The following is a 23,251-nucleotide window of genomic DNA, read 5'->3' as shown; positions in this document are numbered from 1 at the left end:
AGCCAACTCAACCACTTTAGTCACACCAGAAGAATCCACATTCGAATCCTTCTCACTATCGCCAGCCTCAGCCTTAGTGAAACCCTCATAGCCAGCAGGCAAATCAAACTTGACCTTGTACTTACCAGCCTTCAGATTCTCAAACAGGTAATTACCATCCTTATCGGTAGTAACCGGAGAAACCCCCTCAACCGGAGACCCATCCTCACCAAGCAAAGTAACCTTCACACCAGCAACACCAGACTCGCCCTCAGACTGAAGCCCATCACGATCAGCATCAAACCAAACCCGATCACCCAGGGAGGCAGTCGGGAACTTCACCTCGATAGGCAGGTCGGTGGCCACATTCCTGGCGCTACGGGCATAGTCGGCAGTAGAAACCTGGATTGCAGCACCAATCGGAGGATACGGCGAACGTCCATCCGCGCCAAGCTGGCAGTCAGGCATGCGGAAGTAAGAGGTGGCCTTGAAAGTCGCACCCTTATTCAGCCAAGTGCCCTTGCCCTGTGCAGTTTCACCAAAAATCTTCTCGCTCGGATCAAAGTCGGCCGCAACAAAAGTTCTAGCCGGCTGCGATTCCTTACCATACTTAGGAACATTGCCCCAATCCGGGTGGTACTCAGGAGTATCCCAGGTGTACCCGTACAGTTCGCTAGCTGACCCGGAAGGACGAACCCGAATAATGTCAGCCATACCCATCAACTCGCGAGCCTCACGGTTCTTGTTCGGGTGGTGGTAGACCTTCAGATTATTCTGTTCCCGCACGTCGGCATTAGCACCAATGTTGGACTTCAGCACGATCGGTTCGGCGCCAGTACGCGGCGTAATAGTAATAATCTGGTTCGCATCCAAGCCCTTAGCAGGAACCAATTGGCGCAGCTTCAGGCCAGAAAGCGAACGAACGACCGTACCCTCGCCGTGGTAGTCAACGCCACGGGTGGACAGTGCCAGCCCGCGCAACCAAACCCCATAATCGTCCTCGGGGGTAAACCCGGTTTCAAAATCGGAACGGACCAAGCAATGATCCCCCTGCAGAATCTTATCCTCCGGGAAATCCCCAAAATCGCCAATATTCGACTTGTAGTCGCCGGTCTCGCCCTCGAGACTCACAGAAGCGCGCCCCTGGATTGCTAGCTTCGCGCCAGACTTGCCCTCACGCAAATCCTGCAACTGGGCAGCAGTTACGTCCGGCTTCACCTTCACGGGAATAATCGCAGTGTAGGTTTGCCCGCTCTTTGCAACCGGGCCATCACCGAGCACGTTGCCGCTCTCGGGAATAGCGCCAATAGCCTCGGCTAGCTTAGGCATCTCAGCATCGAAATCCCCGGCCCATTCGTTGTAGTTGAAGTAGATGTCGAACAGCTTATTGCCGTCCTTATCCGTACCCGCATCCACAACCTTGGTCTTTACCGGGCCGGGGACCTTCACGTCGTCAATATTTACGTCGAAGATCTTCGGCACAGCTACTCGCACATACGGCCTGAAAACCTCCGGGTGCTTGCCCTGGTGAACGTCAAAACGTATGTCAGCCTTAACATTCACTTTCTGCCCCGGCTGAACAGCGCCTCCGTCATACTTGAGCGTGGTGGTAACCTGCGGTTTCTGGCCGTCCGGGGTACCCCAACGCTGGGTCGGGGCCGGAATCAGGTCCCCCACCTTGTCGCCTTCAGGTGCTGCCAGCGCTGACAGCGAAGACGGTACCGTAAGCGCAAGCAAGGCCACAACGCCCATTCCTCGCGCAAATTGTCTTGATAGTGCCAAAAGAATCGCCACTTTCCTTCATTTAATATTCATGAGCGTATTTTTAACACGGTGTCAGAAAATACCCTTCATTAAACTACTATTAAGTATATTTAATCAATCTCTAAGAAATAGGATTGAATAAACAGTTGCTAGCTCCTACCCCTGCCCTAAAATGCACCCCCAGGCGGGCAGTCGCCGACGAATCCGCACAAAATGCCCTTACCTGCGCCTTCGAAGCCAACTTTTTTACGTTCGAACGCCACAATCACCTCGGCCACACCCCGGAAAACTAGCTCACACAGATTTGGCAACGTTTTTCCATCGGTCCCACAAATTCACACTTTCTGCGCTCGCTTAAATTGCTTTTAATCTTATTTTTAAGGTCACAACTACCCGCGGATCTAAAACACGGCCTACCGCCCAAAAATGCCCGCATACGAGTGGCAGGGGCCAAAAATCCCCAAAACTACAAGTTTGGCGCCCTCGGCGGCGCAAGTGGAATACGTTTCAGCACTCGAAAGCCACCAGCACATGACTAGGTCGAAGGTCTAGCGTTTTCCCCAACGAACAAAGCGTTCGTACTACTAAAACTGCGAACACAAAGAAAAGGAGTTCCGCATGAAGCGATCACGTCTCATCCCCACAGCCGCAACACTAGCTATGGCCATGATGTGCATGTGCGCCTGCGCGGGACCCAACGCGGCAGAAGGAGCCAAAGGCAAAGACTCCAAGGCGGCCACCATCAACGTGGGCTCCCTATACGAGCCCACCAACCTGTCCAACACGGGCGGGGGCGGCCAAGGCGTAACCGAGGCCCTAACCGGAAACGTGTACGAAACCCTCTTCCGCCTAGAAGACAACGGCAAAGTAAAACCCTGGTTGGCCACGAAAGACGAAGCCTCCCCAGACGGTTTAACCCACACCCTGTCTCTGCGTAAAGGCGTCACATTCTCCTCCGGCAAAGCCCTCTCCGCGAAAGACGTGGCAGCCTCCATCAAAACTGTTCTGTCAGAACAGTCCCAAGCTGCCAGCAAAAAAGAGCTCTCCGTAATCAAAGACGTCACCGCCCAGGGCGAGGATGCGGTAAAACTCACCCTGTCCGAACCGTCCGTATCTTTGCAATACAACCTGTCCGGGCTATGGATCGTTCCCGAAGGGCTAGACACAAAGAAAAAGACCGAAGGAACCGGCCCCTACACGCTGGACAAATGGACCAAAGGCTCCACCCTGTCACTAAAAGCCCGCAAAGACTACTGGGGCGAAAAACCCGCCAACTCGGCGGCCGTATTCCACTACTACACTGACGCCACCGCCCTCACCAATGCGCTGAAAGCTGGAGACGTCGACGTGGTAACCAACGTACAATCGCCAGACGCACTACCGGAACTAGAAAAGGACGCCAAGTACAAGGTCGCCTCCGGCAACTCCACTACCAAGGAACTGCTGGCCTTCAACGACCGCGTGGCCCCCTTCGACGATGCCCGCGTGCGCCAGGCAATCTACTCGGCAATAGACCGCAAAAAACTGTTGCACTCCATTTGGAACGACAAGGGCCAAGTAATCGGATCCATGGTTCCGCCCTCGGACCCGTGGTACGAAGATCTGAACTCGCTAAACCCCTACGACCCAGCCAGGTCGCAGAAACTACTGAAGGAAGCTGGTAAGGAAGGACTATCCTTCACCCTGGACGCTCCCACCTACGACCCGCACCCGCTAGTAGCCGAATTCGTAAAATCCGAGCTGGCAAAGATAGGCGTAGAAGTAAAGATCAATTCGATAAGCGCCGACGAGTGGTACTCCAAGGTGTTCAAAGACCACAACTTCACCGCCACCTTGCAAGAGCACGTCAACACCCGCGACGTAGTCTGGTACGGCAACCCCGACTTCTACTGGGGCTACAACAACCCCCAGGTCACTGACCTAGTAGCCAAGTCGCAAAAGGCCGCGAACGTTAAGGAACAAACCGAACTGCTGCGCAAGGCAAACCGGATCATAGCCACCGACGCTGCTAGCGCCTGGCTGTACCTGTACCCGCAAGTAGTGGTATCGAAGGCAGGCGTTTCCGGCTACGGCGTGAACGGGCTGAACTCGCAGTTCTTCCTGGCGCCAATTTCTAAGAAAGCCTAAATGCTTTCCTACCTAATTCGCCGCAGCGCATTGCTAGTTGGCACAGGCGCAGCAGGACTAATCCTAATATTTGTTCTGCTGCGCCTACTGCCCGGCGATCCGGCCAACGCACTCCTGTCAGCTACCGCCACCCCCGCCCAAATCGCGGCAGCGAGGGCACAAGTCGGCTCCGACCAGCCCGTACTGACCCAATTCACCAACTGGGTAGGCGGGCTAGCCCACGGGGATCTAGGCACCTCGTTCACCTCGGGGAGGGACGTGGCCACCGAAATTTCCTCCCGGCTCACCGTCACCCTGCCGCTCACCCTCATTGCCTTCACCTTCGCCCTGGCGGCCGCCATTCCCCTAGGCTACGCAGCCGCCCGGTGGCGGAAAGGCACAATTGGCGCAGCCATTTCAGCCTTCCTGCAAATCGGGATCGCAATCCCCGTGTTCTGGATCGCAATGATGGGCGCCCTAGTCTTCGGCGTACACCTCAAATGGGTCCCCGCCTCCGGCTTCCCACCCGAAGGATGGAACAGCCCCCTCCTCGCCTGGACCGCACTCATCCTCCCAGCAGCCACCATCGCGTTCGTTTCCTGCGCCTCCCTAACCCGCTACACCCGAGCGGCAACCCTAGACGTACTGCAGGCCGACTACCTGGCCCAGGCGCGCGCCCTCGGACAGAGCAAAACCCAGGCAATGCTCACCCACGGGATCAGAAACGCCTGCGTACCCGTAATATCCGTAGCCAGCATAGAACTGGCCACCACCTTCATAGGCGCCGTAGTAGTAGAACAAGTCTTCGCCCTGCCCGGGCTCGGCTCGATGCTCACGCTCGCCATCACCCAGCACGACTTCCCCTCAATCCAGGGAGTTCTAGTGGTATCTACCGCCCTAGTGCTGCTGATAGGCTTCGCAGCCGACGTGCTACAGCGACTCATAGACCCACGCCTGCGCAACTCCCTGAGCGGAGGACACCAATGAAACGAACCAACCTGTGGGTAGGAATCACCCTACTGTCACTGATAGCGCTGGCCGCCGCCGTCTCGTTTTTCTGGCTGCCCTACCCCGTTTCCGATACCTCCGGAGGGCGCCTCGAAGGGCCCGGCGCCCAGCACCTGCTAGGTACCGACCGGCTCGGGCACGACCTACTCACCCGCATGCTACTAGGAGCGCGCATAGCCCTGGGAGTGGGAATTGGCGCCTCAATAATAGCCGCCGCCATCGGGGTAAGTTTTGGCCTAGCCGCAGCCCTAGCCCACGGCTACCTAGACGACATCGCCTCAGCCACACTCGACGTGCTAATCGCCTTCCCCACCCTACTGCTAGCAATGCTCATGGTGGCCGTAGGCGGGGCCTCACTAGTGACCGTAACCTGCGCAATTGGCATTTCGGCCTCGGCAGTAATCGCAAGGCTAACCCGCATACTGGCCTCCCGCGTGCTGCGCGAACAATACGTCACCGCAGCCCGCACCGCCGGAGTGGGCACCCTCGGCATCATCGCCCGGCATGTGCTCCCCAACATCTGGCAATTCCTGGTAGTAAACGTGGCCCTACTATTCGGCTCCGCAGTACTTGCAGAGGCCGGCCTCTCATACCTCGGGCTCGGCACACCCCCACCAAACGCCTCCTGGGGGCGCCTCCTGCTAGATGCCCAAGCCACCTTCACCGTGCAACCGCTCGGCGCAATAATCCCGGGGGTGGCGATTCTCGCCCTCGTAATAGGCGCCAACCTACTATCTGACGGGCTCCGCGCCATAGACCCCACCTTAGAGGAGGCATAATGGCCCCCACCCTAAGCGCACAAAACCTTTCGGTCCGCATAGGAAAGAAAACCCTTTTGGACTCGCTCACGTTCACCGTTCAAGCAGGCGAACACCTAGGGCTAATCGGCCCCTCCGGATCCGGAAAATCCATGTTCGCCCGCACTGTCATGGGCCTGCTGCCCGCCCGCGCCAACGTGAGCGGCTCCCTCCAAGTAGCCGGCAAGCAAATAGTAGGCGCCCCCGAAAAAGAAATGGGCGAGGTGCGCGGCGCCCTAGCCGCCATGATCTTCCAAGACCCACTCACCGCCCTCGACCCACTTCAACGCATCGGCCGCCAACTATCCTGGCCAATTCGCCACCACCAAGGTGTAGGAAAAGGTAAAAAGCTGCGTGAAGCCGTCCGTGCCGCCCTCACCGAAGTACACCTGGCAGACGCAGATCGCATCGCCCACGCCTACCCGCACGAGCTCTCTGGAGGCCAACGCCAACGCGTCGCCATCGCCCTCGCCCTCGCGTGCCAACCCCAAATCCTGCTGGCGGACGAACCCACCACCGCCCTAGACGTAACCGTGCAACAGCAAATCCTCCAGCTGCTAAAAGAAGTTACCGCCGCCCGAAAAACCACCCTCATTTTCATATCGCACGACCTGCCCGTGGTCACCCAACTCGTGGGGCGCACGCTGGTGCTCAACCAAGGCCAGGTAACCGACGACGTACCCGTACCAACGCTGCTCGCCGGGGCCGGAGTAAGCCCGCGCGCCCGCGCAATCGTGCAGGCCGCAAGGAACCTGGAAGACGCCCTTGCTGCCGCACAGCAAGGAGACCGCCCATGAGCGAGACCATACTCCAATTCGACAACGTCACCTACACCTACCCCAAATCAGAGCGCGGCATCGCCGGCTTTAACCTTTCCCTTGCCGAGGGCGAACGCATAGCACTAGTGGGCGAATCCGGCTCCGGCAAATCCACCGTCGCCCGTCTGGGGCTGGGCTTGTTGCACCCCAAAGCCGGCCGCGTCAGCTTCGCAGGCACGGAAATACCCGGCCGCGGGCGCCGCGGACGCCGGAAGTTCCGCGGACAAGTTTCCGCAGTCTTCCAAGACCCGTATTCGTCCCTAGATCCGCGCATGCGCGTAGGCGAAACAGTAGCCGAGCCACTACGCGCACTACATCTGGCCAGCGGCCAGGCAGCCCGCGAGCGCGTTCGGGAGGCTTTGGCACTCGTGGACGTTGATCCGGACCGGGCTGACGAATATCCGCGCACCTTCTCGGGCGGCCAACGCCAGCGCATCGCCATTGCTCGCGCCCTGGTGAGCCAACCAAAAGTGCTGGTAGCGGACGAGCCGGTGAGCGCCCTCGACATGGCCACACGTGCCTCCGTAATGGAAATGATCGAACAGATTACGCGCAGCCGCGGCACCGCCCTGCTGCTGGTGTCACACGACCTGGCTACCGTTGCCTCAACATGTGAACGCATTCTGGTGCTACAGAGCGGAAGACTTGTCGAGGCCGGCACCACCCAACAGGTGTTAGGTGCGCCCAGCCAGGACTACACCCGCCAGCTGTTAGCTTCTATCCCCCGCCTGCCGGCCTAGGGGTGTAAGCGTACTGGCTGGCGCAAAGCTCAGGCCCCAAAGGCACACGCGCGACCTGATGCCGCGCATGCGCGTCCCGCCGGCTAGATTCCACCCAAGATGGGCCGGGCCTTAGTTAGGATTTCTTCCCACTCTTCTTGCGGGTTGGACAGGCGGGTGATCGCTCCGCCGCAACCGTAGGTGGCGTGCCCGCCCTCGATGAGGGCCGTGCGGATCGTAATGGACAGGTCCATCGCCCCGCTGAGCGAAATGTAGCCAATTGCCCCCGAATAGACCCCGCGAGGGTGGCCTTTTTCCAGCCGCTCCAGGATCCGCATGGAGCGCTCTTTTGGGGCCCCTGTCATGGAACCGCCCGGGAAGGCCGCCCGAATGCAATCCAGGGCGGACGCGTCGTCTCTCTTGCGAGCCCTGATTGTCGACACCATCTGATGCACGTAGCTGAAGCTCTCGATACCGCAGACCACGGGCACTTCAACGCTGCCCGGCACGGCCACCCGGCCCAGGTCGTTGCGCAGCAGGTCGCAGATCATCAGGTTCTCGGCCCTATCTTTGACGGAGGTGGCCAAGTCGGCGCGCAGGGCTTCGTCCTCGGCCCGGGTGTGCCCGCGCGGGCACGTCCCTTTGATAGGTTTTGCTTCCAGCAGGCCGCCGGAGCTAAGGGAAAGGAAGCGCTCCGGCGAGGTCGAAAGCACCGCGCGCCCGCCAAAGCGCAAGAAGCTGGCAAAAGGCGCCGGATACTTAGAACGCAAATGCAAGTAGTAACGGTACGGGTTACCGGGGGCGGGGAAACTAATTGAGTTGGTAAGGCACAGCTCGTAGGCATTCCCTTTGGCAATTTCCTCTTGCGCCTGAGCGATCTTGGCCAGGTATTGTTCGCGATTAAAACGGAACGTGCGCGGCGTATCCGGCAGGGCCAACGCGCTGACCGGGCTGGCGGCAGTATTCACCTGCCACGGCCGATACCCCAGCGCCCACACCTCACCATTTGGGCTGATCGCAAGGCATTTATCTACGTTTATGAAGTGGGCTTTCCCCTCGTAGGTTAGGTATCCCACCAGCCCGAGGGCGAAATCGCATGGCACACCGGTTGTGTCCGCCTCGGGCAGAAGCACCCGTTCCAGGGAAGCCGCCGGGGTGCCCGAACACTGGTAGTGCCAGCCGGAACCGTCAGAAGAATCGAGCCATGCTGCGTAGCTTTGACCAAGGAAGTTGGCGGCAAACAGCGCTTCCGGCGGCAAATCAGTGTCAATCTTTTCGCACCACACTTTCACCGGCGCCGACGAGGGCGGGATCGGTTTGGCGGACGGGTGGGCCGGCGGGCGCGGCGAAGCCGGCGCTACAGACGATGCGAAGTAGGGGGCCGGCTCGCCGGGTGCGTGGCCGGTTTGCGCTTCGCTCTGAAGGCCAACCCCGATTTGTTGCGCAGGCGCGCTAAGGAAGTTTCGCATGAGCTCCACCCCACCGGTAGAACCTACCGATTCAGGATGATACTGCACACCCCAAAGTGGCAAAGACTCGTGTGCCACGCCCAGCAACGTACCGTCCTCGTCCCTCTCGGTGGCGGTCAGGGAGGCCGGCAAGTCCGTTATTTCCAAAGAGTGATAGCGCATCCGCCCCCCGGTTACCTCGCCGTGGCGCGGGTAGCGGGCGGTGCCCAGCTTCGCCCCGTAGGCCTCACACAGGCCCTGAAAGCCCAAACAAATCCCCAACGTGGGGGCTGGAGGGTCCAAGAAAATGTTCGGAAACCAAGGATATTCTGCCGGACGCCCCGGCCCTGCGGAAACAATAATGCGGTCGGCGCCGGCCAGGTGGGTATCTGTTACGTCCTCGGCAAGAATTACCTGAGGCATCTGCCCGCAGGCAGCAAAAACAAGGTGTGCCAGGTTGTACGTAAAAGAATCATGATTATCAATCAACAAGACGCCCACAGGCAAAGATTATAAAATCATGGCTCTCGAGGATCGAACCGGCCCCGCAAAAGAATAAACTAGAGTCGGCTTTTAGGTAGGGGAGGTGACCTTGTGGTCAGTGATGCGTTCTTAGCCCAGGCGCTCAAGGGAGACGGGCACTTCACCACGATGCTCATCGAGGGCGGCAAAGTGCGCGGGCCCCACCTGCACGCTAAAAGGTTGCAGCGCGACCACCGCACTCTCTTTGGCACCGATCTGGATTTGGCGCCCATCGCAGCCGAACTGGAAGAACTAGCTGCGCAGCCCAGTAGCTTCGTTGCCCGAGTGAGCGTGTTCGAAGCCGACCACCTTATCACCACCCGCCGCGTCCCCTCGGCAGGGCCGATCAGCTGCGAGCTGTTTCCACTGCAGCGCAGCCTGTCTCACGTGAAACACTTCGGGTTGGCCCCGCAGTGGCACGCGCGGCGGGCAGTCGCAGCCGACGATGCCATCTGTTGCACGGGGCTCGATAAAGACGACCTGGTTTTGGAAGGTACCATGTTCAACGTCGGCTTCATTCGGGCCGACGGACGTTTGGTGTGGCCGGAAGGGCCCGTGTTGGCCGGCACAACCTGGAAACAGCTCGAGGGCGTGTGGGACTGCGAGAACCGACCTGTATGCGTGGGCGAGATCGGCAATTTTGTGGGGGCGATTGCCACTAACGCAACTAGCGGGGTTCGCCCCATAACCACAATTGCTCCACGCCTACGCTGCAGCCAGGAAGGCTTGGCTTGGGCTAATAAGATTGCGAAAGCCTACCAAGCAATTCCCGCCGAGGACGTGACCCAACTAAGTCAGGCCGTTTAGCCAATCCGGGACGCTCCCGGCAAGGGCGCACGGCACGTTTCGGCGGTACTGAAACTTATTGCCGCTCTTGGGATTTCTCTATGGCCGCTAGGCGGGTCTGGTCGACCCGTACGCCAACCTGCTCGCCCTCGCTAATAGCCTCCGCCTCGTGGGTCAAAGGCGCGCTCGCCCCGGCCAACTGGCCATCCGGGAGGATCACCTGCACGTTCACGCTGCCGCGGCGCACGTGTACAGAATCGACGCGCAGGTGCGCGCCCTCGCCCTCAAAGCACACCCTTAGCGCCCCCGGAGCCAACCCCACGAGTGCCGCCCCCCGCGGTACCCGGGCTCCCAACTTGGCAGCCAACTCGGGGCTGACAAACGGCCCGTAGCCCAAGAATTCTGCGACCGATCGCGTTCCCGGCTGCGTCCACACCTGCGCCGGCGTACCAAACGCCGCCAGCCTGCCCGCAATCAGCACCCCGATCTTGTCGGCAACTGTAAACGCCTCATCCTGGTCGTGGGTGACGTAGATGCCCGCTGTACCCTCCGCGGTCAAAATCTGCCGCAGCTGCACCGCCAAGCCTTCGCGCAATTTGCGGTCTAGGGCGGACAGCGGCTCGTCCAGCCCCAGTAGCTTAGGGCGGGGGGCAAGAGAACGGGCAAGCGCCACCCGCTGGGCTTCCCCGCCCGAGAGCTCACTGACCTGGCGCGGAGCGTAGTCTTTCAGGCCAACCAGGTCCAACAATTCGCGTACCCGCTCCTGTTTTTGCGCCCCAGAGCCCTTCAAACCGTAAGCAATATTGCCGGCCACGTCCCTGTGCGCAAACAGCTGCCCATCTTGGAACATCAGCCCAAAACCACGCTGATAGGTGGGCACCCCGGACAGGTCGTGCCCGTCCCAAACAATCTTTCCCTGGGCCACTGGCTCCAACCCCAGTACCGCGCGCAGCAGCGAGGATTTGCCCGAACCGGACGGGCCCAGCAGAGCCACAATTTCGCCCTCGGCAACGTCCATAGACACCGAATCGACGGCCACGGTGCTGCCGTACTTTACAGTCAGGTCTTTTACTTGCAGCATATTTGCCTCACATCATTGGGGTCGCGTCGTTTGGGCGCAGCCGTTCAACAATAACCATCAAGGTTGCCGTCACCACCGCTAGCAGTACGGAAGCTGCCATGGCCATGCCCTGCTCGGTTGCCCCAGGGCGGGACGCCAACGAGTAAATAGCGACGGGCAACGTGGCCGTCTGCGGGCGTGCCAGGAACGAGGTCGCCCCGAACTCGCCCATCGAAATCGCCAGCGCGAACCCGGCTGCCACCACGCCCGTGCGCCACAGGTAGGGCCCATCGATGGTGGCCAGTACGTGTTCGGGGGAAGCCCCCAGGGACGCGGCGGCCTCGCGCTGGCGGGGGTCGATCGCCCTCATCGTGGGCAAGACCGTGCGCGCCACCATGGGAATCGCCACGATGGACTGGGCGATAGGCACCAGCCACCACGACGTAGCCAAATTTAGGGGCGGGCCGGACATGGTTACAAGGAAGCCGAAACCGACAGTAACCGCAGACACCCCGAGCGGCAGCATAAACAGGATGTCCAACGCTTTCAATGCCCCCTTAGCCGCCCTCTTGCGGGGCCTGCGCGACAGAATTACTGACAGCGACACCCCCACCGCGAGCGCCAGCACCGCCGCCACCAGCGCCGTGGCGAAGGAAGTGCCCAGGGAGGAAAGCACGGAGGTTTGGATGGCGGCCGACGCGTCCGCATTGGCCATGTCGGTGTAGTTTTGCAGGGTCCACGCCCCGCCTCGACGCAGCGACCTGGCCAGCAATCCCACCATGGGCGCGGCCAGCAAAAATACGATAGTCAGGCCGGTTACTACCAGAGCGGGAAGATCCCCCTTGCGAGGGCGACGGGCCGCCGTCCGCGTCATCTTCTGGCCGCGTTCGACCCGCCCTCGCAAAATTTCAGATACGGCGAGGGCGGCAACCACTATTACCAGTTGCAATATCGAGAGGACGGCGGCGGCCTGATAGTCCATGTAGGCAACTGTTTCGTTGTAGATTTCTGCCTCGAGCGTGGTAGCACCCGGCCCGCCCAACACCTGCACCAGGGCGTAGGCAGAGGCACAGAAAAGGAACACCATTGAGGCGGCTGACGCGATGGCGGGCACCAGGCGGGGCAGCACGACGGTGAAAAATACGCGCGCAGGCGAGGCGCCCAGGGAGGCGGCAGCCTCTTCCGCACGCGGATCTAACCCCGCCCACATGGGCCCCACGATGCGCACTACCAGCGAATAGTTAAAGAACACCATTGCGGCTACCACCAGGGTTTTCGTGCCCATCAGGTGCCAGGATGCCAACGGCCCGCCGGGGCCGAAGAGGGCACCAAAACCAACGGCTACCGCCATCACCGGGAGCACGAAGGGGATCGACACGAACGCGCGCAAGGCACCGCGGAACGGGATCTTCAGCTTGTACAAGACGTAGGCTCCGGGCAAGCCCAACAGCACCGAACCAGCGGTTCCTCCAGCAGCCATGCCCACGGTCATCGCCACCACGTCCCAAACACGCCGGCGTCCAAGCGCCTCAGAAAAACCTGAGCCGCCGCCCTCGCCAAAAAGCCCCATCGAGACCATGGTCAGCACGGGCCACAGGAAAAACACCGCCATAAAAGCGAGCGGGGCGGCCACGCCCACAGCTAAAGCCGTGTAGCGTGCCGCCCACCGCAACTTCGTCAAGGGGAAACCCTTCTAACTGGTTTTGCCTACATTCCCATTGCGTCGGCCCATGTCTTCAGCCACGCAGTGCGATTGTCCGCAACCTTCTTTGGATCGATGTTCAGCGCGTCTTTGACCTCGGCACCGTGCTCGGCTAGATCCTTGGGTAGCTGCGCTTGGGAGTTCACCGGGTACATATAGTTGACCTTCGAGACGAGTTCCTGCGCGTCTTTAGACAGCAGGTAGTCCATGAGGACCTTGGCACCCTCGGTATTCTTGGCGCCCTTCAGCGCCGACATGTATTCCACCGCCGCGTAGCAGGTTGAATCCACGTTCTTCATGTTGAACACGTCTTTGCCGGCGTCGTCTTTGCCGGTTGGGTAAGCGGGCGAGGAAGCATACCCGGCCATGACGGGTTTGGTGCCGCCCTCGGAGGTAGAGAACTTAGCGAAGGCGTCGGTCCAGCCGCCCGTCACCTCGACGCCGTTGTCCTTCAGTTTCTTCCAGTAGTCCGCGAACGCATTTTCGCCCCGATCGGCGATAGTCGCGGTGAGCAGGCCCATTCCGGGGGTGGATTTACGCGGGTCCTCGACCACAACTAGGTTCTTGTATTCGGGCTTAGTTAGGTCTTCGAAGGAGGTAGGTTCGGCCTTGCCTTTGTCTTTGAACCACTTCTGGTCTAAGTTCAGGCAGTACTGGGAGCGATCGAATGGCACCAGCGCGTCCTGGCCCTTCACCTGATATTTGTCTGCGCCCTTAGGAAGTTTCACGTCCGTCTTTTCGAACACGTCCTTATCGGCTGCCGTCAGGGCCACGTTATTATCCATGCCGAGGGCGACGTCGGCCACCGGGGCGCCCTTGGATACCACCAGCTTGTTGGTGAGCTCAGCGCCGTCACCGCCGTCAACCACTTTCAGTTTGTAGCCAGTCTTCTTTTCGAAAGCAGGTTTGATGTCTTTAGTTGGAAACGAGTCGTAGGCGATAAGCGTAACCGACTTGTCGGCCTTTTGTTCAGACGCCGATTTGTTAGCAGACGCCTTCTGGTCATTGCCCGCCCCACAAGCGGAAACAGCCAGTGCAGTTAGGGCCAAAACGGCTATTGCGGAATAGTTTTTCTTCAAAATATCCTCCACTCGGAGGGGGCCACACACGTGGCAGAGCTCGACCACCTACGCCAGCATTACCCGGATCAGGTTCGAGGGTCTGCGGACCATCCGCACTCTCAGCAAAAGCTCCCCTGTCGTCCGGTCGATTATATCCCAACCCGCGAAAAGCACGAGAAAGAAGGGCGGGCAGTTTGCCGGGGCTACTTGGCGGGGCGAACCACTTCGAATCCGCCCAGAGCGCGGCAAAATGCCGAAACAGAAAAATTTCAACTAAACTTTGTTGGGTGAGCACTTCCGAAGGACTAACAGGTCGCCAACTCTATAGGCGCAAACGGCAGCAACGGGAAACCGTCGTATTCACCCTGTGCGCCGCATTGATGGTAATTTCGCTGATCGTAGGCATGTTGATGGCGCTTGGCATTATTCCGCTCCCGTTTGGCAACACGTTCTCGGAAAAGAAACCCGTCGCGCGCATAAGCCAGGTGCCGTGCGTGCCAGAAAATGCCAAACCAACTGACCCGAAAGATTCCACGGTTACGGTGCTCAACGGCACTGACAAAGCCGGGCTTGCAACCGAGGTGGCCGACAACCTGAAAAAGCGCGGTTACAAAGTAGGCGAAACTGGCAACGCCCCCACCGGCGAATTCACCGGGGGTGCCCGCATTCGCACCGGTACCGCCGGCGTCGCAGCTGCGTACACGCTGGCCGTGGGCGTACCCGGAGCCACCGTAGTGCTCGACGGCTCGCGCGGCAGCCAGCTGGAGCTGACACTCGGCAACGAGTTCACCAAACTCGAAGATGCCACCCACGTCGCCCAGTCTCTGAAAAAAGAGGGCCTAAAATCCCCGCGCAACTGCCTGCCACTTGGGCTGAAGTCAGCCGAGAGGTAAAAGCCCGCCCACAGCCGCTAGGTTTGGGCGCCAATTGCACCTGCGCGCCCCACCCCCGCCTGCCCGGCTCTGCCTGGCGGCATTGCCCCTAGCGGGCCAGCCTAGGTAAACCTTTGCCGCCAGCCCCTAAGCTTTCGCACGAGCAAGCGCTTAGGGGCTGGCGGCATCTTCACTGCATGCGAGGCCGCACCAACCGGCCCGGCGCCGCAGCAGGCAAGCTACTTCATGAGCGGGGGCTCAAATCCGCGGTCAGCTTCAATCTCTTCTGCCTCGTGTTCGAGCTGTTCGGCCTCTGCGTGAAGCTGAGCGGCCCGGTGCCGTTTAGCGTAAGAGGGCGAATCCAACTCCACCCCTGCGGGTGCGGAGGCGGGCGAAGCCTGCTCCAGGTTAGTGCCGCGAACCTTCGAGATCCACCGCATGATGTGGTAGACCAAAATGGCTGCAGCTGAACCAAGGGCGATGCCCTCGAACACCATGTCGCCCCAGTGCCAGGTGTAGTTGGCTATAGCCACAACCATGGACACGGCCGCGGTATTCAGGTTTACTGGATCAGCAAAGTCGACCTGATTTTGCACCCAGATGCGAACGCCCAGCATGCCAATCATGCCGTACAGAACTGTGGAAGCCCCACCTAGAACCCCGGGTGGGATGGTAGCAATGATTTCCCCAAACTTGGGCAGCAGGGACAGGGCGAGGGCGACCACCGCGGCAATAATGTAAGCTGCGGTCGAGTAGACGCGGGTGGCAGCCATAACCCCAATGTTTTCGGCGTAGGTGGTGGTACCGGAGCCACCGCCGGAGCCGGCGAGCATTGTCGAGAATCCGTCGGCCATCAGCGCACGGCCAGTAACGTCGTCTAGCTGTTGGCCTGTCATTGCCGACACGGATTTGACGTGGCCAACGTTTTCGGCGATCAGCACTAACACCACGGGCACGAACAGTCCCAGCAGCGAGGGGTCGAAGGAGGGGGCGTGGAAGGTGGGCAGACCAATCCAGGCGGCCTTGTCGATGGCGTCGAAGTTGACTTCGTGGCGGATCACGGCGCAGGCGTAACCGATTAGTACCCCGAACAGGATGGACAGACGCCCAATGATTCCTTTGAACAGCACGGTGATTGCCAGGATGGAAATGATGGTTACGAGGGCGGTTACGGGGGCCTGTTTTACGTTGTTCCAGGCTGCGGGGGCCAGGTTGAATCCAATTAGTGCCACGATCGCGCCCGTTACGATCGGGGGCATCACGCGGTCAACCCAGTGGGCGCCAGCGAAGTGTACGATAACGCCCACCACGAACAGGGCCAGTCCGGCACTGATGACGCCGCCTTGGGCTAGGGCCATCTTGGAAGCATCGATGGGGGCGCCCCCGCCGGCAACGTAACCGGTCACGGCTCCGATGGGAGCGATCAGCGCGAATGACGATCCCAGGTAGGAGGGCAGCCTTCCCGAGGTGATCAGGATAAACAACAGGGTGCCCATACCGGTGAAGAATAGGGTTGTCGAGGGCGGGAAACCGGTGAGCAGTGGCACTAGGAAGGTGGCTCCAAACATTGCCACTACGTGCTGGGCGCCAATGCCGGCGGTGCGGGGCCAGGATAGGCGCTCCTGCGGCATTACTACTTCGCCAGGTGCAATTGATTTACCGTCGCCGTGTAGGCGCCAGTGACCAAGAATAGCCATTTTGGGGATCTCCGATCATTTAGGTGCCAGATAATGCACCGACCGGAATATCAGCCTAACTGTTTTTCCCGCCCAGATGAAAGCTATTTGGTGCCCACGTGCGCGGTCTAACATGGCAGGGCTAGTGCCGCTCCAACCGGGCCCGCGGCCTTCTTGGCTTGCGGCCATTCCCCTACCCCTCGGCTCCTTGCACCCACTTTGCCCTCCGGCGCCCCTCGAAAGGAGCGGTGGCGATATGGTGAAGGCATGGCGCAAAGTGACATGGAAGCACAGTTAGACGAACTTGCCTCGCTCATGCGGGGGAGGAAAACAGTTGTAATTGCGGGGGCGGGCCTGTCCACTGACGCGGGCATTCCGGACTACCGGGGTACGGGTTCGGGGGATCGCCCGTCCGTAGAATTTGACGATTTCGTATCCGATCCGGTGTGGCAGCGGTGGGTGTGGATGCGCAATCAGCAAACCTGGCGCACTATGGAGACTCTCTCGCCCACCCCCGGCCACAGGGCTTTGGCACAGCTGGAACAGGCAGGGCTGGTGAGCGCCGTTGCCACCCAGAACGTGGACGGCTTGGACGCGCGTGCGGGCATAAAAAACCTCTATGAGCTGCACGGTTCCTTCAACCGCGTCCGCTGCCTAAAGTGCGGCCAGTACTTTTCGCGCGAGGTCGTAGACAAGGAATTGCGGCGCCTCAACCCGGATCTAAAACCCGATTTGGATCCCCAGCACGTGGCCATTCTTGCTGAGGCCGACCGCCCGGCCGCCGAGCGCGAGGCCAAAGATTTCGTGTTGGCCCCCTGCACTATTTGCGGTGGGCTGCTGAAACCGGATGTGATCTTCTTTGGCGAGCAATTGCCCGTAGAAGCCATGGAGAATTCTTTTGCGGCAGCCTCGGTGGCTGACGTAGTGCTCACGGTCGGTTCTTCGCTCATGGTGATGACCGGGATGATGGTGTTGCGCGAAGGCGCTCTACACGGGGCAAAGGTTGCCATTGTCAATCGCGGCCGTTGCCAGGGTGATCCCTTCGCGGATGTGCGTATCGAGGGCGGCGCTTCCGAAGCGCTGACCGGCTTAGCTGAACGGCTTGTTGGCCAGCACGAAAAAGCTGCTGCGGCCAGGTAGCTGCTGGCACCTTCCCGGGCGCGCCTTCTGCCGCGGCCTGGCGCCTAGCAGCCCCCTTTCTTGGCCACGCTCCCAGAGCGACCCGGCCCCCGCCGGCTGCCCTTGCCCGCGCCCTCTTGCAAATGTTTATCGGTATTCGATATATTGTTATTGATAAACGATAACAATTGCGGCGGCTGCCACCCGCAACCGCCAGAGAGGTAAACCATGAGTTCACGTATCAGACCACACACGCTCCTAGCTCGCATTCTCTTGGCAGTGCTTGCGGGCGCCATAGTCCTGTCTTGGCCGGCTTTGTGGTTAGAGAGCATGACTAGCGCGCAGGCCTGGCCCGAAATGGCTCACCTGCAATACCCTGTGCTCGTGGGGGCAATTATCGCCACTCTTCCAGGCTTAGCCATCCTGGCGCTGGCCTACAAGATGCTGCTACTGGTGGAACAAAAGAAAGTATTTTCGCCGCGCGCTCTGCAGCTGATCGGTTACGCCCGCCACATTTGCCTGGCCGCCGCCATCTACTACCTTGCGGCCTCCATACTGTTCAACGCGATCAGCCCTCTAAACCACATCTCGCTGCTGGCTTTAGAGATTCTGGCCCTTGCGCTGGCAGCTGCGGGGTGGGTGTTTTTCTTAGTTACGGGCACAATTTTCCAGGCTGCCACCGAGGCCTGGGTCGAAAACGAACTGACGGTATAGCCATGGCCATCAAAGTAACTTTGGATCGAATCCTGCTCGAACGGCAGATGTCCCTAACCGAGCTGTCCAAAAAGGTTGGCCTCACTATGGCTAACCTGTCCAACCTGAAAACCGGGAAGGCGCGAGCCATCCGCTTCACCACCCTCAATTCCCTGTGTGAAGCACTAAATTGCCAGGTCACGGACATTCTGACCTATACTGACGCCGAGTCCGACACGGCCGCAAAATAGCTGAGCAAACACCGGGCGGCTGCCAACGCCGGCTAGGTAGCTACCCGGCCCTTTCTATTTAGCACCCCGGTTGCCGCTGCGGTTTCGCACCCTATTGCCGAGGGCGGAAAGTCCATTCGCGCTCGCTAATACCAGCTAGTGGGTGCTTGCCCGGGCGCGCTGCCATTTCTTCCAGCAGCCCGGAGGCTGAATCTACGCCCTCGAACCCCAAGGAAGCTGCAATCATAGAGATTATGCCCCCAACGGACATGCCCCCTTCGCGCAGCTGTCGCAGGGTGACCGCCCCGTCCCGTTTGGCCAGCCGCGCCCCGGATGGGCCCAGCACCAGAGGCACATGCGCATATTCAACCACCTTCGGCAAACCGAGCAGGTGCGCCAGGTAGGCCTGGGCGGGCGCGGCCCCAAGCAGGTCGGCCCCGCGCACTACCTGATCTACACCCTCATCGCCGTCGTCTACTACGCACACCAGGTTGTAAGCCAGCTGCCCGTCCCCACGCCGCAACACCAGGTGGTCAACCTTGCCTTCCACATCCCCGGCATACAGATCGTGTACGCGCCAAGTTTTTCCCCCGCGCAGTCGCAGTGCAGGGGCGCGCCCCGCCGCAGCCAAACGCTTCCGCGCCCCCTGCCGTTCGCCCTCGGTAAGGTGCAAACAGGTGCCCGGGTAGAATCCTGGCGGCACATGGGGGGCTGAAGCCGCCTCCCGAATTTCGCGGCGCGAACAATAGCACTCAAACACGTGCCCACCTGCAAGCAACTGTTCTAACGCCCGCTGGTGGCGGGAGGCCGCCTCACTTTGCCAGTACAGCTCGTCCCAATCCAGGCCCAGGGCGGCCAGGTCTTCGAGCTGGCGTTTTCCGGCGGCGCGCGAAGAACGTTCCGCGTCAATATCTTCGACTCGCATTACAAAGCGCCGTCCGCTGCCGCGAGCGCCCACCCACGCCAGCAGTGCCGTGCGCAAGTTGCCCACATGTAGATCCCCCGAGGGCGAGGGCGCGTACCTGCCTGCAGATTTTTTCTTCACGCCTCGACTATAGAGCCCCACCCTGGTGCTTGCCTGCCACATTGGTGCTGGCAGGTTTGGCCGACTTGCCCGACGCGCGGCGCGCGTATGCCGCTTTCCCCAGGTCAAACGGCGCAGACAGCTGCGATTGGGAAGGCTCCTGTTACCTAATTCTGGTATTTTCGCCGGGTCCAGCGAGTGGCACACCCCTCTTCAAACCTGCTGTGACCTGGACTTTTAACGACGGTTCCCAAACGTCCCAGACGTATACGTCACCTGTCACTTAGTCTCGTATTTCACCAGGTGGCCAGCCCATGTAGAAAGGAGCAGTCATGGCTAATCCCTCCAGGAGGCAATTTCTGAAGTGGTCCGCACTAGCTGGGAGCACGGGGGCGCTCGTGGCTTGCTCGTCCAAGCCGGGGCCCGCTCCAAAGAAGCTAGTTGCCAACGGCACGGGCGCCACTAGCGCCGACAAGACTGTCTGGAGCGCCTGCACCGTCAACTGCGGGTCCCGCTGCCCGCTGCGCCTGCAGGTCAAAGACGGGCGGGTCATCCGAGTGTTGCCAGACAACACCGGAAACGACACGCTCGGTTCACAACAGGTGCGTGCCTGCCCTCGTGGGCGTTCGATGCGCCAACGCATCTACAACCCGCAACGGCTAAAGCGCCCTATGAAGCGCAAACCCGGCACGAAGCGCGGCGACGGGAAGTGGGTGCCAATCAGCTGGGAGCAGGCCCTAACCGAAATCGCAGACAAGATGAAACAGCTGAAGGCCAACTGGGGCAACGAATGCTTCTACATCCAATACGGCACCGGCGTCTTGGGCTCCACGATGGCTTGCTCGTGGCCGCCGGAGCAGACGCCCATGGCTCGCCTACTCAGCGCTTTCGGCGGATACTTGGACCACTACTCTGACTATTCGACTACTAACATCACTCAGGCCTACCCGTATTTTTACGGCGACTGGCAGGCTGCCAACAGCTTTGACGACGCCGCGAACGCAAAATTGCAGGTCATGTTCGGCAACAACCCGCTCGAGACCCGCATGTCCGGCGGCGGGCAGACCTTCGTCACGCAGGCAACCAAGCGTAAAAGTGGGGTCAAGACCATTGTTATCGACCCGCGCTATTCAGAAACGTCGGTGGCACTTGGCGACGAGTGGGTGCCCCTGCGCCCGGGCACGGACGCAGCTTTGGTGGCCGGAATGATTTACGTAATGCTGCAAGAAAACCTGCACGACCAGGCCTTCTTAGACAAGTATTGCGTTGGCTTCGACGAAGCTCACATGCCCGCAGGCGCTCCCAAGAACGCCTCCTACCGCTCCTACCTGGAAGGGAAGGGCAAAGACGGGATCGAGAAAACTCCGCAGTGGGCCGCGAAGATTACGGGGGTGCCCGCCGGGCGGATTCGCCAGTTGGCACGCGACATTGCGGGGGCTAAACCGTGCGCCATCACCCAGGGGTGGGGCCCGCAGCGGCACGCCAACGGCGAAAATGTGGCCCGAGCTATCTTCCTGTTGGCTTGCGTAACCGGGAACGTGGGTATTGCCGGGGGCGGGCCGGGCGCGCGCGAGGGCGGGGTGTCCCTGCCCGTGACAAAGACTTTTTACGAGGACGTCAAGAACCCGTCCATGAAGATCATTTCGGTTTTCAGCTGGTTAGATGCCATTGAACACGGGCCACAAATGGACACCTTCAATTCCGGGGTTGGGCTAAAACCGGAGCTTGGGGTGCGCTCCCTGAAGGTACCAGTTGACGAGGGCGGCAACCCCACCAACACCCGCCTTGCCACGCCCATCAAAGCGGTGTTCAACTACGGGTCGAACTCGCTGGTAAATCAGACCGGCGACAACAACCATTCGGTAGAAATCCTGCGCGACGAATCCAAGTGCGAACTGATCGTAACGTGCGACATCATGCAAACAGTTACAGCACGCTATTCGGACTACCTGCTGCCGGGCACGTCCACCGCCGAAGAATCCGACTACCATCCCGGCGAAAACGCCACCCCCATGGCCTACGGCATCGTCTCCGAGCAGGCCATCGAGCCGCTGTACGAATGCAAATCCATCTTCGACATTTGCACTGCCCTAGCCGAAAAACTCGGCATCAAAGATCAGTTCACCGGCGGGAAGACCCGCGAACAGTGGCTGAAGGAAACCGTCGACACCGGGCATGCCGAAGACCCAGATTTACCCACCTACGAAGAGTGGAAAAAGATGGGCATATTCCGCAAAAACATGGGCGCCACCATCTCGATGGAAGACTTCCGCAAAGATCCGGACGCAAACCCGCTGTCTACGCCCTCGGGAAAAATAGAGATCTATTCTGAACGCCTTCAAAAGATGGCCCAAAAGTGGACCTTTGGCAACTTCCGCCCCAAGCTGGCCGGCGACACTATTACGGCCCTGCCCGAACATGTGAACACGTGGGAAGGCGCCGAGGACGCAGCCACCAACAAAAAATATCCGCTCCAGGTTATTGGCCACCACTTCAAGGCACGCACGCACTCCTCGTACGGGAACGTACCCTGGCTAAAAGAAGCACACATTCAAACCGTGTGGATCAACCCGGCAGACGCGAAGGAACGCGGCATCGAAAACGGCGACCTAGTATTCGTTTACAACGACCGCGGCACCATCCGCCTGCCCGCCAAGGTGACCACCCGCATCGCTCCGGGGACCATGTCTGTGCCGCAGGGGGCCTGGTATGACCCGCGCCCGGCCTCGGAAGTAAAGCCCCCGGCAGGTGCCAACCCCAAAAAGCCTGTAGACGTGGCGGGGTCGGTCAACACCCTCTCGTCTTTGCACCCCACCCCAATCGCCAAGGGCATGGGCGTGCACACAATCTTGGCGCAGGCAGTAAAAGCCTAAGTACGCGCCGAGGAGGCCAGGCGGAGGCAAATACCGCTGCGGGTAGACTATGGAGCAGCTAGGCAACTAGCGCGATAAGTACGGCAAGGGAGGTGCCATGTTCGGAATAGATGGAGCCGAATTCCTTATTATTCTGGTTTTGGCGGCTCTGCTGCTGGGCCCCAAATCTGTGGCCCAGGCTCTGCACGGGTTGCGCTCTGCCCTAGCCTCCTTCAGGAAATGGTCGGCCCGGCTACGTGCCGAAACCCTGGCCGATTCGGCTGGCCTCACCGAGCAAGATATTAAAAACCTGCAAATGCTGCGCGATTTCGACCTGTCTAAATACAATCCGAAACAGATGGTGCGCGAAGCGGTCCAGGAAGAACTAAACGAGTGGATGAAGCAGGCCCGCAAGCCCGCCCAGCCCACGAAGCCCACCAACAACCCCGGGGCGGAACAAACGCCCGCTACCACAAAAACCGGGGCGGCACAGCCCGCTCCCAAAGAAACCGGAACCTGCGGAGGTAACCAATGAAGCCCAGCCATTTCGTAATCATTCTGATCGTTTTGCTGGTGGTGTTTGGGGCATCAAAGCTTCCCGACATTGCCCGCTCCCTAGGCCAGTCCGCCAAGGTGCTGAAGAAAGAAATGCGCGAACTTTCCGAGGACGACGGGTCCACTTCACAGGCCGGGCAGATTCAGCAGAGCCAGGTTCAGGCCCAGCCCGGCCAACCCGCACAGTACCAGCAGCCGGTTCAAGGCCAGCAGCCCGTTCAGCAGCCCAGCCAACCCGCACAGTACCAGCAGCCGGTTCAAGGCCAACCGCCGCTTCAGGGGCAGCCTCCCCAGCCCGCCCAGCCCCCGCAGGTGCCGCTTACCCAGCAGCCCATTCCACCCCAGCACTTTGACCAGGGACGCGGGCCGCAGCCTTCCGACCCGAACTCCCCCGCTCAGGGCAACTAGGCCCCCAGGGCGAAGTGGCAAGCCGGGCTTCGCCCTCGAACCGGAATCTCAA

At 60.2% G+C, this 23,251-nt stretch carries 20 protein-coding genes; 13 read left to right on the top strand and 7 right to left on the bottom strand.

What is annotated here, in order from left to right; all coding sequences use genetic code 11:
- On the bottom strand, nt 1-1,731 hold a 1,731-nt coding region (locus G437_RS0109455; protein WP_279624966.1), incomplete at its 3' end, for an SdrD B-like domain-containing protein.
- A gap of 630 nt (nt 1,732-2,361) precedes the next feature.
- On the opposite strand from G437_RS0109455, the gene G437_RS0109445 reads away from it, so the two are divergent.
- Genes G437_RS0109445 through G437_RS0109425 form a run of 5 tightly spaced genes read left to right on the top strand, consistent with a single transcriptional unit; the run spans nt 2,362 to nt 7,212 of the window.
- On the top strand, nt 2,362-3,870 hold the full coding sequence (locus tag G437_RS0109445) for an ABC transporter substrate-binding protein (RefSeq protein ID WP_024332313.1): 1,509 nt from the start codon (nt 2,362-2,364) through the stop codon (nt 3,868-3,870).
- The gene (locus tag G437_RS0109440; RefSeq protein ID WP_024332312.1) at nt 3,871-4,836 is read left to right on the top strand and encodes an ABC transporter permease; all 966 of its coding nucleotides are present in this window, start codon (nt 3,871-3,873) and stop codon (nt 4,834-4,836) included.
- Entirely contained in the window at nt 4,833-5,636 is an 804-nt protein-coding gene (locus G437_RS0109435; protein ID WP_024332311.1) for an ABC transporter permease, read from the top strand. Before G437_RS0109440 ends, G437_RS0109435 begins: the two co-directional genes overlap by 4 nt.
- Nucleotides 5,636-6,451, top strand: coding sequence for an ABC transporter ATP-binding protein (locus tag G437_RS0109430; RefSeq protein WP_024332310.1), 816 nt, complete (start codon nt 5,636-5,638; stop codon nt 6,449-6,451). The genes G437_RS0109435 and G437_RS0109430 overlap by 1 nt, the downstream gene beginning before the upstream one ends.
- Nucleotides 6,448-7,212 (top strand): ABC transporter ATP-binding protein, encoded by a 765-nt coding sequence (locus G437_RS0109425; protein ID WP_024332309.1) that lies wholly within the window; start codon nt 6,448-6,450, stop codon nt 7,210-7,212. The genes G437_RS0109430 and G437_RS0109425 overlap by 4 nt, the downstream gene beginning before the upstream one ends.
- An 83-nt stretch (nt 7,213-7,295) precedes the next feature.
- Here the strand turns inward: G437_RS0109425 and pabB are convergent, their stop codons facing one another.
- Complete coding sequence (gene pabB, locus G437_RS0109420; RefSeq protein WP_024332308.1) at nt 7,296-9,140, bottom strand: aminodeoxychorismate synthase component I; 1,845 nt, start codon at nt 9,138-9,140, stop codon at nt 7,296-7,298.
- Nucleotides 9,141-9,233: 93 nt separating this feature from the next.
- On the opposite strand from pabB, the gene G437_RS0109415 reads away from it, so the two are divergent.
- Nucleotides 9,234-9,968, top strand: a complete 735-nt coding sequence (locus G437_RS0109415; protein WP_024332307.1) for an aminotransferase class IV — start codon at nt 9,234-9,236, stop codon at nt 9,966-9,968.
- A 55-nt stretch (nt 9,969-10,023) separates the two neighbouring features.
- Here G437_RS0109415 and G437_RS10675 read toward each other — a convergent pair whose 3' ends face one another.
- From G437_RS10675 to G437_RS0109400, 3 genes are read right to left on the bottom strand one after another with little or no spacing between them, the layout of a single operon-like run.
- Nucleotides 10,024-11,028, bottom strand: coding sequence for an ABC transporter ATP-binding protein (locus tag G437_RS10675; RefSeq protein ID WP_024332306.1), 1,005 nt, complete (start codon nt 11,026-11,028; stop codon nt 10,024-10,026).
- Nucleotides 11,029-11,035: 7 nt separating this feature from the next.
- The gene (locus tag G437_RS0109405; protein ID WP_024332305.1) at nt 11,036-12,688 is read right to left on the bottom strand and encodes an ABC transporter permease; all 1,653 of its coding nucleotides are present in this window, start codon (nt 12,686-12,688) and stop codon (nt 11,036-11,038) included.
- A gap of 26 nt (nt 12,689-12,714) precedes the next feature.
- Nucleotides 12,715-13,788: a thiamine ABC transporter substrate-binding protein gene (locus G437_RS0109400; RefSeq protein ID WP_024332304.1), complete on the bottom strand. Its 1,074-nt coding sequence runs from the start codon at nt 13,786-13,788 to the stop codon at nt 12,715-12,717.
- Nucleotides 13,789-14,057: 269 nt separating this feature from the next.
- On the opposite strand from G437_RS0109400, the gene G437_RS11020 reads away from it, so the two are divergent.
- The gene (locus G437_RS11020; protein WP_141739518.1) at nt 14,058-14,663 is read left to right on the top strand and encodes a LytR C-terminal domain-containing protein; all 606 of its coding nucleotides are present in this window, start codon (nt 14,058-14,060) and stop codon (nt 14,661-14,663) included.
- Nucleotides 14,664-14,881: 218 nt separating this feature from the next.
- Here G437_RS11020 and G437_RS0109385 read toward each other — a convergent pair whose 3' ends face one another.
- Complete coding sequence (locus tag G437_RS0109385) at nt 14,882-16,339, bottom strand: uracil-xanthine permease family protein (protein WP_024332302.1); 1,458 nt, start codon at nt 16,337-16,339, stop codon at nt 14,882-14,884.
- A gap of 246 nt (nt 16,340-16,585) precedes the next feature.
- On the opposite strand from G437_RS0109385, the gene G437_RS0109380 reads away from it, so the two are divergent.
- The 3 genes from G437_RS0109380 (at nt 16,586) to G437_RS0109370 (ending at nt 18,381) form a co-directional block, all read left to right on the top strand.
- On the top strand, nt 16,586-17,458 hold the full coding sequence (locus tag G437_RS0109380; protein WP_024332301.1) for a Sir2 family NAD-dependent protein deacetylase: 873 nt from the start codon (nt 16,586-16,588) through the stop codon (nt 17,456-17,458).
- Between the two features lie 207 nt (nt 17,459-17,665).
- Complete coding sequence (locus tag G437_RS0109375) at nt 17,666-18,151, top strand: DUF2975 domain-containing protein (RefSeq protein ID WP_081638954.1); 486 nt, start codon at nt 17,666-17,668, stop codon at nt 18,149-18,151.
- 2 nt (nt 18,152-18,153) lie between these two features.
- Nucleotides 18,154-18,381 carry a helix-turn-helix domain-containing protein gene (locus tag G437_RS0109370; RefSeq protein WP_024332299.1) on the top strand — a complete coding sequence of 76 codons (228 nt, stop codon included), beginning with the start codon at nt 18,154-18,156 and terminating at the stop codon, nt 18,379-18,381.
- A 91-nt stretch (nt 18,382-18,472) separates the two neighbouring features.
- Here G437_RS0109370 and gluQRS read toward each other — a convergent pair whose 3' ends face one another.
- Nucleotides 18,473-19,447 (bottom strand): tRNA glutamyl-Q(34) synthetase GluQRS, encoded by a 975-nt coding sequence (gene gluQRS, locus G437_RS0109365; RefSeq protein WP_081638953.1) that lies wholly within the window; start codon nt 19,445-19,447, stop codon nt 18,473-18,475.
- A 269-nt stretch (nt 19,448-19,716) separates the two neighbouring features.
- Between gluQRS and G437_RS0109360 the strand changes: the two genes are divergently transcribed.
- The 3 genes from G437_RS0109360 to tatA all read left to right on the top strand — a co-directional run bounded on the left by G437_RS0109360 (nt 19,717) and on the right by tatA (nt 23,199).
- Nucleotides 19,717-22,257, top strand: a complete 2,541-nt coding sequence (locus tag G437_RS0109360) for a DMSO/selenate family reductase complex A subunit (RefSeq protein ID WP_024332297.1) — start codon at nt 19,717-19,719, stop codon at nt 22,255-22,257.
- A 97-nt stretch (nt 22,258-22,354) separates the two neighbouring features.
- Nucleotides 22,355-22,771, top strand: a complete 417-nt coding sequence (locus G437_RS10670; protein WP_024332296.1) for a twin-arginine translocase TatA/TatE family subunit — start codon at nt 22,355-22,357, stop codon at nt 22,769-22,771.
- Nucleotides 22,768-23,199 carry a Sec-independent protein translocase subunit TatA gene (tatA, locus tag G437_RS0109350; protein WP_024332295.1) on the top strand — a complete coding sequence of 144 codons (432 nt, stop codon included), beginning with the start codon at nt 22,768-22,770 and terminating at the stop codon, nt 23,197-23,199. Before G437_RS10670 ends, tatA begins: the two co-directional genes overlap by 4 nt.
- Nucleotides 23,200-23,251: the final 52 nt, after the last annotated feature.

Source organism: Winkia neuii subsp. neuii DSM 8576 (genome assembly GCF_000420405.1).
Classification (GTDB): domain Bacteria; phylum Actinomycetota; class Actinomycetes; order Actinomycetales; family Actinomycetaceae; genus Winkia; species Winkia neuii.
The sequence above is the reverse complement of the archived record's forward strand: the minus strand, read 5'-3'. Positions and strand labels throughout refer to the sequence as shown.